Genomic DNA, 12551 nt, shown 5'->3' with positions numbered 1-12551 from the left:
GCCTAGAGGTCGTAACGCAGTGCCAGGCCCACCGTGCGCGGCGCGCCCACATCCAGAATGTCACCGCTGCGGTTATTGGTGATGTACCCCTTGTCGAAGGCGTTCTTCACAAAGCCGGAGACGGCGATATTGCGGGTGATCTTGTATTCGGTATTGAAATTGACCAACCAGTAGTTGTCACTGCGGCGCTCGCCCGTGACTTGGCCGGCATCATCGAATTCGTATTCCGAAGGCGATGTGCTCTGGTACACAAGGTCAGTATTGAGGGTCAGGTGCTCGTTCCAGCGGTAGGTCGCGCCCAGCGACATCTTGTACTTGGGTGAATAGAGGAAGTCTTCGCCGCTCATGTCGCGGCCATCACCGGTGACGAAGTCCTTGTACGTGCCGTCGGTCACCGAGGCAGCGGCGTTCAGGGTCAACTGTTCGCCGATGTCTTTCTCGACAGACACTTCCAGGCCCTTGATATCGCTGCTGCCGGCGTTGAATACATGCAAGAACTCGGTGTTTGGGTCCAGCACACTGACCTGTTGGTCTTTCCAGTCGGTGTAGTACAGGTTGGCACGGGTACGCAGGGAGCCGTCGAGGAAGCTACCACGGTAGGACAGTTCATAGTTGGTGGTGTATTCCGGGTCGTAAGACTCGTGCCCGCCACCGGCACGCATGTTCACGCCACCGCCACGGTAGCCCTTTTGCACCATGAAGCCCAGGTACTGCCCGTCGGCCATTTCATAGTCCAGACCAAGCTTGGGTAGCACAGCGTTGAACGACTTGCTGACCTTACCAGGGCTGGAGAAATCGTCCTGATCGATATCCGTGTCGTTGGTCTCATGGTCATAGCGCAGACCGGTAATCAGCGTCCAGCGCGGGACGAACGTCCAGTTGATCTCACCGAACAGCGCCGCGTTCTTGAGGGTGGTATCGCCTTTGGCCGTACCGAACAAACGCTCGTTGAACAGCAGGCGATCATGGAAGTCGTTGGTGTTATGGCCATAGTAGGCACCTACGAAGCTCTTCAGGGTATCGCCGGTGTAGTTCAGGCGCAGTTCCTGGCTGAACAGGTTGCCGTCCTGCTGACGCAACACCACTTGGTTGGCGTCAGCAGACTGGTCGAAGTCCAAGCGGGCGTCGTAATCAGAACTTGTGTTGGCCGTAAGGCTGGTCAACGACCAGTAGTCATCCAGGCGGTAGTCGACCTTGGCGCTGACCGTGTCCTGCTCGAGCTTATCGAAGGCCTTGGTGTTGGAGGTCATCTTGTAATAACGAACTTTGCCATTCTCACGCATGACCGTGTTGTCGCCCTTGCGGCTCTCGCCATGGGCATAGGTCAAGAGAATGTCGAGGTCGTCCGAGGGCAGGATCAGTAATTTGCCCCGTGCATTGGCCGTACGGCTGGGGTTGGCGTCGTCGTGCAGGGTGCTGTTGTCGATATAGCCGTCACCTTCCTGGTAGTCCACGGCGATGCGCCCGGCAATCTTGTTGTCGACCAATGCACCGCCACCGGCGACCGCCGCACCGTGTTCGCCATAGTTACCCACGTTGGTCTGCGCCGAAAGGCTTGGGTCGAAGGTCGGGTTACGGGTCTGGATGACCACCGCGCCCGCCAGGGAGTTACGGCCCTGGGTGGTGGACTGCGGGCCGAGGAATACTTCGACCTGCTCGACATCCCACAGCGGCATGGGGCTGAGGGTGAGCGAGCGGTTCGGCTGCACGGCGCCATCGACGAACACCGACACCGCGCCATTGAGTGTGGCCGGGCCCTGATCGTCGAAGCCTGACACCGGCACGCCGCGGATACCCCAGTTTTCGTTGCCGGACTGATTGTAGACGCCGGGGGTACGGGCAAATACATCGACCAGGCTGTGGTCTTCTTTTTCACGCAGCTGCTTGTCGGTGATGACCACGACACTCGACTGGGTCTGCTCCAGGGTGCGGTTGATCTTCTCCCCGGTCACCGTGATCGCATCCAACTGGACCGCCCCCTCCTGCGCTGCCGCCCAAGCAGTGTTCGCCAGGCACAGGGCCGAGCCCACCGCCAGCGCCAGAGTACTTTTCTTCACGTCCACGCCCCGCTCCTTCGACAGATTGCTGTTCTTTTTTTGTATGCATGCACGCGCGTTCGTGCTGGCGAGGCGGATTCTGATGTAAAGGAAATGTAAAGTAAATACTATTGATAACGCCTCTCATTTGCTAGCAATAACAACTGGGTATATGTGTACTCCAGTCGCAGTTAGGCGGTTTGCCGGGTAGTACGCCGGCCTGCACCGGCATGGCGCCCTTGCAACAACACCGCCAGCGCAGCCAATACCGCCGGGATCAGCAACGACGCGAACACCTGTGCAAAGCTCCAGCCCATGGCCAGCATCTGGGCGCCGGCAAACGCACTGAGAATCGCCCCGAAGCGGCCGATGCCACTCATCCAACTGGCACCGGTCGCCCGTGCTTCAGTGGGGTAGAACGCCGCCGCCAAGGCATTCATGCCCACGCTCGCGCCATTGAGGCCAAAGCCCACGGCCCAGGCAATCGCGCACAGCCAGGCAAAATCCCCAGCCACCTGGCCAATGGCGAAGATCACCGCACCGCTGAACAAGAAAGTCAGCATCAGTACCCGTTGCGGGTTGCAGCGGTCCATGGCCCAGCCCACCGAGATCGCCCCCAGCGGACCGCCGATCTGGAAACAGGCGGTGACGATGGCCGCTTCGGCTACCGAGAAGCCGCCCCCCTCCTTGACCAAGGTGGGCAACCAGCCGCTGAACAGGTAAACCAGAAACAGCGCCAGCACGTAGCCAGCCCAAAGCATCAAGGTGCCAAAGCGGTAGCGCGGCGAGAGAATGGTCGCAATCGCCCCACCACTGCTGGGTGCGCTGGCCGGTACGATGAAGGTGCTGTCGGCGTTGACACGCTCCGGTGCCAGGCGGCTGACGATGGCGTGGATGCGACGCTTGTCAGCACCCTTGCTGACCAGGAAGGTGACCGACTCGGGCAACCGCCAGCACAGCAACGGCACTGTCAGCAGCGGCAGCACGCCGCCCAGCACCAGCACGCTGCGCCAGCCCAGGTTGGGGATCATCCAGGCACTGACAAAGCCGCCTGCGGCCGCACCCAGTGAGAAACCACAGAAGGCCAAGGTGATCAACAGCGAGCGGCTGCGCGCCGGCGCGTATTCACTGACCAGGGTGCTGGCATTGGGCATGGCGGCGCCCAGGCCCAGGCCGGTCAGAAAACGCAGGGCAACAAGGGTCTCGAGGTCGGGCGAGAATGCCGAGGCCAAGGTCCAGATACCAAACAGCAGGACACTGCCCAGCAAGACCGCCTTGCGCCCATAGCGGTCGGCCAAGGGGCCGGCGATCAATGCCCCGAGCGCTAGGCCGATAAGGGCCGCGCTCAATACGGGGCCCAGGCTTTGCGCGCCCAGGCCCCAATCGCTTTTCAATTGCGGTGCGATGAAACCGATGAGGGCGACGTCCAGCCCATCCAGGGCGATGATCAGAAAGCCCAGGAAGACTACCCATTTCTGGTAGCGGCCGATGGGTTGCTGGTCGATCAGTTGGCGCACATCAATGGCGTTGCTCATGGGGTATCACCTGTTGTTGTTTTTATGAAGGTGCATCGGCAGTGGGCCGCCATGCGGCCCACACAGCATTACCGGTGAACGAGGCTGGGCAGCCGCACAGGCCGGATGATCCGGGTCTCTTGGGCCACGACCAGATCGCGGGTGGCCTGCAGGTAGGCTGCGAAGTCCGGGTCAGCGTCCCGCGCGGCGCTGCGTTTTTCGAAGTCATCGAGGCTGTCATAGCCCCACAAGTGCACCACCTGGTTGAGCGGGCCGATGCTGCTGGTGTAGAACGCCAGCGGCGCACCGAGATGGCGCAGCAGAATCGGCATCGCCAGCTGGTCGAAGGCTTCGAGAAAGGCCGCCATGCCACGGGGGCGGATGGTGTAGACCCTGTGATCGACGACAGGCTTGTCCATTATGCAACCTCCCGCGCGTTGCCCGCTGTAGCCAGGCCTTGTTCGACGCCCGCCAGGTGGCGCCCGGTGATGTAGCCAAAGGTCATGATTGGCCCCAGGGTGATGCCCGCACCGGGGTAATTGCCGCCCATGATGCTGGCGCGGTCGTTGCCGACGGCGTACAGGCCGTCGATGGCCTGCTGATCGGCGCCAAGCACTTCGCCGACCACGCTGGTGCGGATGCCGTCGAAGGTGCCCAGGTCACCCATAATCACCTTCACGGCAAAGTAAGGCCCCTCGGCCACTGGCGCCACGCACGGGTTGGGCGTGTGCTGCGGGTCGGCCAGGTAGCGATTGAAACGCGTGGTACCTCGCCCAAACTGGCGGTCCTCACCCTGAACGGCGCCTAGGTTGTACTCATGTACGGTCTGCTCCAGCCCGGCGGCATCGATCCCGGCCTTGCGCGCCAGCTCGGCGAGGCTGCTGCCCTTGAGCAAGTAGCCGTTACGCAACAACGGCCCCAGCGGCATCGGCGAGGGCTTGGCGAAACCCAGGCCGTACTTGGCCAGGGTGCGCCGGTCACAGACCAGCCACATGGCGGTTTCCGGTTGCTCTGCACACGCCTCGATCAAGGCGGCGCCCACGTCGTGGTAGGAATTGGATTCGTTGGTAAAGCGCCTGCCCGAGCGCAGCACGCCGATCACACCGGGCTTGTAACGGTCGAGCAAATGGGGGAACGCGACAAATCGCCCTGCCCCCATCGGCACCTTGGACACCGGCATCCACGCCGCCGCCGCTTGCAGGCGGATATCGACCTTGGCGCCCATCGTTTCAGCCATGCGCGCACCATCACCCGTGTTGCCTGCTGGCACCGGCGAAAAATGCTCGCCACCCCGACGCACATGCGGGTAGGCCTGCTTCAACCGTTGCACGTCATGGGAAAACCCACCACAGGCCAGCACCACGCCACGCCGCGCCTCGATGCGCAGTTCGCTGTCGCCTTGTTTCGCCAACACGCCAGTGACCCGATTGCCTTCACGCAACAGGTGCCTGGCCGGGGTCCCGGTCAAAATCGGAATGCCCAGGTCCAGCGCCGACTTCACCAGCCGCGCCGCCAAGGCATTGCCGCTGGTCACCTGGGTGCCACGCCGGTACAGCGCCAACTCCTTGAGGTGGGTCAGCAAGCGCTTGGCCACATACACGAACGACGTCAGCGAGCGGGTGGCATTGAAGAAGTGCTTGAGGTCGGCATTCGACGAATTGAACATCATGCCGAGGAAGGTGATGGTCTTGAGCGGTGGCCGCAGGCGTGCCATGTCGGGCCCAAGGCCGCGAATGTCGTAGGGCGCTGCCAGTATCGAGCGCCCGACATCGACGCCACCTTCCACGTCTGGGTGATAGTCGGGGTACAGCGTGGGGACGAATTTGACGGCGGTCTCGCGCTCGAAGAACTCGACCATGTCTGGCCCGTGACGCAGAAACGCCTTGACCGCCACTTCGTCGAAACAGTCGCCGGTTTCGTTGCGCAGGTAGGTCAGCGCCGCCTCATCGCTGTCGTTCATCCCATGCCGGCTGCCCGGCACCCACAGCACCCCACCGGAGAACGCCGTGGTGCCGCCGAAGCAGTCGTCCTTTTCGATGACGACCACATCCAGGCCATGTTTTTTCGCAGTGATCGCCGTCGCCAGTCCGCCGGCCCCCGCCCCCACCACCAGTACATCGCAGGTGCGTGTGTTCATGCGCGTACGCCCTCGAAACCGGGGCGCGGGATCAACGCCATGGGCATGCTCTCCAGCCCGCCATCGACCGTCAGCTCGGCGCCGTTGATGTAGTCGGCACGCGGGCTCGCGAGAAACAGCACCGCCTCGGCGATGTCCTGCGGCTCGCCGATGCGCTGGTTGGCGGTCATGGCGCTGCGCTGGCGTTCGATGTGCGGGTCCGCGTAAAACGCCGCCGACAGCGGCGTGCGGATCAACCCCGGGCACACCGCGTTGCTGCGTACCCCGCGCGGCCCCCACTCCACGGCAATCTGCCGGGACAGCATGCTGACCCCGGCCTTGGCCGCGCTGTAGGCACCACTGTTGGGTTGGGGGTAATGGGCCGCGATCGACGCTACATGCACGATGCGCCCCTGGCCTCGGGCAAGCATCAAGCTGCCGAAGGCCTGGGAACAGAGCAGGTAGCCGCTGAGGTTGACCGCCAACACCTGGTTCCATTGCTCCAGGGTCAGCACGTCGAGCGAACCCGGGCGCAGCACACTGGCGTTGTTGATCAGTACATCGCAGCGGCCGTGCAGCGCCTGCACCTGTACGGCGGCCTGGCTTACGCTATCGGGGTCGGCGATGTCGCACCCCAGCGCGCTGACCTCGCCGACACTGTGCTCGCCCAAGCTGGCCGCCAGCTCACGGCACTTGCCCAGGTCGCGGTCCAGCAACACCACATGGGCTTGCTGTTCGACCAACGCGGCAGCCAGTGCCGCGCCAATGCCGCCGGCCGCGCCGGTCACTACACAAACGGCTGAATCCAGGCCCAGCCAGTGAGCGCTAATCTTGTTGTTATGCATGCTGCTCTCCAGAGTGTCGCTTCATCTGGCGAACAGCCTAGGGCTGACAGGCACCCGGGCAGAATGGACAAAACCTGCAACCAGCCCCACATTCCCGACAATTTGCTGCACCGCCCCTGAACCTGTTCAGCGGCTGTGGCACAGTAGCCGGGTACCGATCAAAACAATTACAACAGCATGAACAAGATCCCCAATTACGCCCTGTACGGTGAGACTGCACAGCCGGTGTGGCACGAGTCGCTGCATGTGGAGTCGATCTCCAAACGCTCCGGTGCCCACAACTGGGAGATCGCCGCGCACCGTCACGAAGGTTTACTGCAGTTGCTGTACCTGCAAAGCGGCGGCGGTGAAGTGCTGTTCGACAGTGACCGCGTGCAGGCCCAGGCGCCCTGCGTGGTGTACGTCCCGGCGCAGGTGGTGCATGGCTTCCACTGGGCCGGTGCGGTCGAGGGCCAGGTGATCACGGCGGCGCAGCACCCGCTGGAAAGCATCACCCAGGTACTGGCGCCGAACCTGCTGGCAACGGTCCGCAAACCCCAGGTGATCGCCCTGCCCCACTGGGAAACCGACGAAGACCCCCTGCTGCCGTTGTGCCGTGCCCTGCACGAGGAATACCACAACCGCGCTCGCGAGCATGTGGCCAGCAGCATGTCGCTGTTGCTGGCGCTGCTGATCCAGGTGCTGCGCCACGAACCACAGGCCAGTGGTGACGGGCGTCGCCTACCGTCCAGGCGCAGCCAGCAACTGACCGGGTTCCGCGAGCTGGTGGACATGCACTTTCGCGAGCATTGGTCGCTGGGGGCTTATGCCGCTGAACTCGGGCTGACGTTGGCTACGCTGGGGCGGCTGTGCCAGGAACACCTGGGCATGACCCCGATGAATGTCATCAATGCCCGGTTGGTGCTGGAGGCCAAACGGGCGTTGGGGCATTCAAGCCTCAGCGTGAAAGAGATTGCCCATGACCTGGGGTTTGTCGATGTGGGGTATTTCAGCCGGTTTTTTCGCAAGCACTCGGGGGTGAGCCCGAGCGGGTTTCGCGAGGCTGCATTGGTCTCTTCGCAGGCAAGCACAAGGTTTTCTTCAAGCCTCTAGCGCATGCTGCACCTGGCCCACTGTCGCCGCCAATTGGTCCAGGTGCAGGCTCAACACCCGCTCCACAGGCGCCTGGTCCACCGGCCAGTGCAGGGCGATGCTGCCCGCCAGTTGCCCCTCGACCCGTACCGGCAAGGCGATCGCCCGGATCAGAAACGGCAACCGCACCGGGTATTCCCAATGCCCCTCGGTACGCTGGCCAAAGCCCTTGTGCGCATCCTCCTCGATATCGCGCAACAGGCTGTCATCACCCAACCGTTGGTGGCTGGCCAAGCGCTGCACTTCGTCGCCATCCAGCTCCCCCAGGCACGCACGCCCCATCGCCGAATGAAACAGGCTGGCATGGTGGCCGACGATCTGGCAGTTGTTCGGGTAGCGCTTGCGTAACACCTGAGGGATGGCGCTTTCCATCACCTCCAGCCGCTCGCCATCGAAGCACGACAGGTCTGCCACCAGCCCGGTGCGCTCGCTCAGCTCAAGCAGCCAGGGCGCCGCCTGCTCCACCAGGCGCCGCTTGAAGCGCAGCTGGCGGTCGCCGAACAGGCGCCGGGCACACAAGCGATAGCGCCGGTCGCTCAAGCCCCGGTAGACCCACCCCTGCTCCTGCAAGGTGGCGAGCATGCGCGAGACCGTGGCCTTGGGCAGCGCCGTCAGGTAGTGAAGTTCTTCAAGCCCCAATGCCTGGTGTTCGCCCAGCAAGTCGACAATGGCCAGCGCCCGCTCCACCGAGCGTACGCCACCACTGTCTGTCATGTTGCCCATGTGTCTGACCTCCCTGTCACTTGGCGGGTTGGTCATCATGCACAGCAAGAACCGCGCCTGCCCAGGGCCTTTACGGAAGTTGCAGGCACGGCGGCGGCCGCCGTTCGACCCAGCGAGTCAGTTGCTCATGGGCATGGGCCAGTTGCAACACCGCATGGTCCGCCTGGGCTGGGCCAATGATTTGCAGGCCCATCGGCAACCCCGTGGTACTGAAGCCCACCGGTACACTGATGCTCGGCAGCCCGGCCAGGGTCGGCCCGATTACCACCTCCATCCAGCGGTGATAGGTGTCCATCGTTCGCCCTGCGACCGCCTTCGGCCACGCCTGCTGTGCATCGAAAGGGAACACTTGGGCCGAGGGCAACAGCAGGAAATCGTAACGTTCGAACAACCTGCCGAGTGCCTGGTACCACGCACTGCGGTCTATAGAAGCCTGGTACACCTGCGCCGCACTCAAGTGCAGGCCACCCTCGACTTCCCACTGCGCCTCAGGCTTGAGCAGGGCGCGCTTGCTGGGGTCGGCATAGGCCACACCGAGGGTGCCGTGCACCAGGAAGTGGCGGTGGGTCAGCCAGCATTGCCAGAGGCGCGCCAAGTCAAAGGCCGGCTGGCAGGCCTCGACGTGGCAACCCAGCTCAGCAAAATCCGCCAGTGCCGACTCGCACAGGCTCAGCACCCCGTCTTCCATCGGCAGGTAGCCGTCATAATCGCCCAGCCAGCCCAGCCGCGCGCCCTTGAAGTCGCGCTGCAACCCTTCAGCGAAATCAACCTTGCCGCCACTCAGCGACAACGGCACCCGTGCATCGAAGCCTGCCTGGGTCGTCAACAGCCGCGCGACATCGACCACGCTGCGCCCCATCGGCCCTTCGGTGGCCAGTTGCTGCAGGAACACCTCCGGCGCCGGCCCATGCGGCACCCGCCCCTGGGACGGGCGTAGGCCGAACACGTTATTGAACGCCGCCGGGTTACGCAGCGAGCCCATCATGTCGCTGCCATCGGCCACCGGCAGCAGACGCAGGGCCAAAGCAGCAGCGGCCCCACCACTGCTGCCACCGGCCACCCGGCTTGGGTCGTAAGCATTGAGGGTGGTGCCGAACAGGGTGTTGTAGCTTTGCGAGCCCAGGCCAAACTCCGGCACATTGCTCTTGCCGACGATGATCGCCCCACTGGCCCTGACCCGCGCCACGCTGACCGCATCGTGCTCGGGTACCTGCTCGGCGAACAGCGGCGAGCCCAGGGTGGTGCGCAGCCCAGCCGTGGCAGCCAGGTCTTTGATTGCCTGGGGCATGCCATGCATCCAGCCCCTTGAATGCCCCCGCGCCAGTTCACCGTCGCGCTCATCGGCTTCAGCCAGCAGCGCCTCGGCCGAACGCAGCGACACCAGCGCATTGACCTGCGGGTTGAAACGCTCGATATGGGTGAGGTACCCCAGCATCACCTCACGGCACGATACTTGGCGGGCATGAATCGCGCGGGACAATACCTCGGCATCCAGCGCTACGATTGGGTCGATGGCTAACGGCTTCACGGTTTCACTCCAAGGTTGAACGCGACAGCTTTACCCGCACGCGGCGCTTCTTTCAGGCAGTAGGTGCCCAACAGCGTCAGCAGGCAAGCGAACAGAACATAGAACGACGGCGCCACCGGCGTGTTAAGGGCCTTGCTCAGCCAGGTGACGATCAGCGGCGCAAAGCCGCCGAACACCATCACCGCCACGTTGTAGGCCACCGAGACGCCGGTCGAACGCACCTCGACCGGGAACTGCTCGGCCAGGGCAGTCGGCGCCGGGCCAAAGAAGCCGCCGATGGCAGTGCACAGCAGCAGTTGCATCACCAGCAGGCGCTCTATCGACGGCGCCGCCGCCACCCACACGTACAACGGATAAACCATCACGAAGAAGGCCAGGGTGAAGGCCATCAATACCGGACGCCGGCCCAGCCGGTCAGACAAGGCCCCCGCCAGCGGGATGACCACGGTCATCAGCCCCACCGCGAGCATCTGCACCAACAGCACCTGGTCCAGCGGCAACACGAGGTTCTTGTGGGCAAAAGTCGGCATGTTCACCAGCACCACGTAGAACGATACCGTGGCGCCACACGCCAGGCCCATCGACACCAGCAGGCTGCGGCGGTGTTCACGCAGTACCTGCCACAGGCCCGGCGCCTGGCCCTTGGCCTGTTTACGCGCCTCGAGGAACTCTTCGGGTTCTTCCATGTGCTTGCGAATCCACAGCCCCACCGGGCCAATCAGCAGGCCAAGCACGAACGGGATTCGCCAGCCCCAGCTGTCCAGCGCCTCTGGCGTGCACAGGTGCGTCACCAGGGCCACCATCGCCGCCCCCGAGAACACCGCCAGGCACTGCCCCACCAGTTGCCAGGAGCCATACAGGCCTTTGCGATGGGCGGGTGCGCTTTCTACCAGAAACGCCGTTGCGCTGGCGTATTCGCCCCCTGTGGCGAAGCCCTGGAGCATGCGCGCCACCACGATCAGCAACGGTGCGCCCATGCCGATGGCGAGGTAGTTGGGCGCAAAGGCGATCATGGCGATGGACACCGTCATCAGGCGGATGATCATCTGCATGGCCGCCTTGCGGCCTTTGCGGTCGGCGTACATGCCCAGCAGCACGCCGCCCACCGGGCGCATGAAAAAACCCACGCCGAAGGTGGCCAGGGCCATCAGCAGCGAGGCGTATTCGTCGTCGGAGGGGAAGAACTGCCGGGCGATGATGCTCGCCAGAAAGCCATACACGATAAAGTCATACCACTCCAGCGCATTGCCGATGACGGCAGCAACCACCTGCCGGGTACGCGACACGCCGGTGCTTGAAGTCTGCATAGGGAACACTCCATTCATCTGTTGGGTGATGACCCAGGCACAGCCGCGCCCAGGTTCCAGCGGCAGTCGTCAAAGAAAGGTCAGACGGGCTCGAGCCAGCGCTCGGCAAGCGCGCCCCAATAAGCGGCGCCGGTCAGCAGGATGTCATCGTTGAAGTCATAGGCCGGGTTGTGCACCATCGGCCGCGACAGCCCATTGCCGATGAACAGGTAGGCGCCTGGACACCGTTGCAGCATCCAGGCGAAATCCTCGCTGCCCATCAATTTACGGGTGTTGCCGTCCACCGCTTCGGCACCGAGCAGCTCCACGCCCACTTGTTGGGCAAAGGCGTTCTCTGCGGCATGGTTGACCAGTACCGGATACGCCGGCCGGTGTTCGATGCTGGCGCTGCAGCCAAAACTCTCGGCTTGGCTAACGATGATCGCGCGTACCCGCGCCAGGGTCTGCGCCCGCACTTCGGCATTCAACGCCCGCAGGCTGAGGCGCAGCACTGCCTGCTGCGGAATCACGTTGGCCGCCTCGCCCGCCTGCAGTGCCCCCACCGTGACCACCGCGGCTTCCTGGGCATCGATATTGCGCGCCACCACCGTCTGCAATGCCATCACTACACTGGCCGCTGCCACCAGCGGGTCGACGGTCAAGTGCGGCATCGAGCCATGCCCGCCGACGCCTTCGAGGGTTACGCTGAGCAAATCCTGCGAGGCCATCATCGGCCCCTCACGAAAGCCCAGGTGACCTGCCGGCAGCCCCGGCATGTTGTGCATGCCGAACAGGGCATCACAGGGGAAGCGCTCCAGCAAGCCGTCGGCGAGCATCGCCTCGGCACCGCCCTGGCCCTCTTCGGCTGGCTGGAAGATCAGCGTCAGCGTGCCGTCGAACTGCCGGGTCGCCGCCAGGTAACGTGCAGCGCCCAGCAGCATGGTGGTGTGGCCATCATGGCCGCAGGCGTGCATGCAGCCTTGGTGCCGGCTGCTGTAGGCCGCGCCGGTGGCCTCATGGATCGGCAGCGCGTCCATGTCGGCGCGCAGCCCCAGGTTGCGTGGGCTGCTGCCGTTGCGCAGCACCCCCACCACGCCGGTCTTGCCGATTCCGGTGTGAACCTCGTAGCCCCACGTTTTCAGGAGCCGGGCGACCAGCGCCGAGGTGCGGCTTTCTTCAAAACCCAATTCCGGGTGTGCGTGAATATCGTGACGGATGGCGTGCAGGTCGCTGGCCACGTCATTGAGCCAGGCCAGGATGTGTTGATGTCGGGACATGCGGAATCTCCTTGCGCGGGTATGTTCCCGTTCTTGTTGTTCGCGTTGAGATCACGACGGGGAAGGCAGGTCGTGCTGGCTGACAGATAAACGCG

Annotated in this window: 10 protein-coding genes; 1 reads left to right on the top strand and 9 read right to left on the bottom strand. The window is 63.7% G+C overall.

What is annotated here, in order from left to right; all coding sequences use genetic code 11:
- Positions 1 to 2 precede the first annotated feature (2 nt).
- The 5 genes from LOY53_RS11930 to LOY53_RS11910 all read right to left on the bottom strand — a co-directional run bounded on the left by LOY53_RS11930 (position 3) and on the right by LOY53_RS11910 (position 6511).
- Positions 3 to 2063 carry a TonB-dependent receptor gene (locus LOY53_RS11930; RefSeq protein ID WP_252823936.1) on the bottom strand — a complete coding sequence of 687 codons (2061 nt, stop codon included), beginning with the start codon at positions 2061 to 2063 and terminating at the stop codon, positions 3 to 5.
- A 164-nt stretch (positions 2064 to 2227) separates the two neighbouring features.
- Positions 2228 to 3571 carry an aromatic acid/H+ symport family MFS transporter gene (locus LOY53_RS11925; RefSeq protein WP_252823934.1) on the bottom strand — a complete coding sequence of 448 codons (1344 nt, stop codon included), beginning with the start codon at positions 3569 to 3571 and terminating at the stop codon, positions 2228 to 2230.
- Positions 3572 to 3639: 68 nt separating this feature from the next.
- Positions 3640 to 3969: an NIPSNAP family protein gene (locus LOY53_RS11920; RefSeq protein WP_186678116.1), complete on the bottom strand. Its 330-nt coding sequence runs from the start codon at positions 3967 to 3969 to the stop codon at positions 3640 to 3642.
- Entirely contained in the window at positions 3969 to 5687 is a 1719-nt protein-coding gene (locus LOY53_RS11915) for an FAD-dependent oxidoreductase (RefSeq protein WP_258704056.1), read from the bottom strand. The genes LOY53_RS11920 and LOY53_RS11915 overlap by 1 nt, the downstream gene beginning before the upstream one ends.
- Positions 5684 to 6511, bottom strand: coding sequence for an SDR family NAD(P)-dependent oxidoreductase (locus LOY53_RS11910; protein WP_252823930.1), 828 nt, complete (start codon positions 6509 to 6511; stop codon positions 5684 to 5686). Before LOY53_RS11910 ends, LOY53_RS11915 begins: the two co-directional genes overlap by 4 nt.
- Before the next feature lie 177 nt (positions 6512 to 6688).
- Between LOY53_RS11910 and LOY53_RS11905 the strand changes: the two genes are divergently transcribed.
- The gene (locus LOY53_RS11905; RefSeq protein WP_252823928.1) at positions 6689 to 7603 is read left to right on the top strand and encodes a helix-turn-helix domain-containing protein; all 915 of its coding nucleotides are present in this window, start codon (positions 6689 to 6691) and stop codon (positions 7601 to 7603) included.
- Here the strand turns inward: LOY53_RS11905 and LOY53_RS11900 are convergent.
- The 4 genes from LOY53_RS11900 to LOY53_RS11885 form a co-directional block, all read right to left on the bottom strand.
- Positions 7592 to 8365 carry an IclR family transcriptional regulator gene (locus LOY53_RS11900; protein WP_186678111.1) on the bottom strand — a complete coding sequence of 258 codons (774 nt, stop codon included), beginning with the start codon at positions 8363 to 8365 and terminating at the stop codon, positions 7592 to 7594. The genes LOY53_RS11905 and LOY53_RS11900 overlap by 12 nt on opposite strands.
- A gap of 70 nt (positions 8366 to 8435) precedes the next feature.
- Positions 8436 to 9893 carry an amidase gene (locus LOY53_RS11895; RefSeq protein ID WP_252823926.1) on the bottom strand — a complete coding sequence of 486 codons (1458 nt, stop codon included), beginning with the start codon at positions 9891 to 9893 and terminating at the stop codon, positions 8436 to 8438.
- Positions 9890 to 11200 (bottom strand): citrate-proton symporter, encoded by a 1311-nt coding sequence (locus LOY53_RS11890; RefSeq protein ID WP_252823924.1) that lies wholly within the window; start codon positions 11198 to 11200, stop codon positions 9890 to 9892. Before LOY53_RS11890 ends, LOY53_RS11895 begins: the two co-directional genes overlap by 4 nt.
- 80 nt (positions 11201 to 11280) lie before the next feature.
- Positions 11281 to 12456 (bottom strand): M20 aminoacylase family protein, encoded by a 1176-nt coding sequence (locus LOY53_RS11885; RefSeq protein WP_252823922.1) that lies wholly within the window; start codon positions 12454 to 12456, stop codon positions 11281 to 11283.
- Positions 12457 to 12551: the final 95 nt, after the last annotated feature.

Origin of the sequence: Pseudomonas sp. B21-031, assembly GCF_024748985.1 — a bacterium.
Taxonomy (GTDB): Bacteria; Pseudomonadota; Gammaproteobacteria; order Pseudomonadales; family Pseudomonadaceae; genus Aquipseudomonas; species Aquipseudomonas kermanshahensis.
Note: the sequence above shows the minus strand (reverse complement) of the source record. Positions and strands in the feature narration are given on the sequence as shown.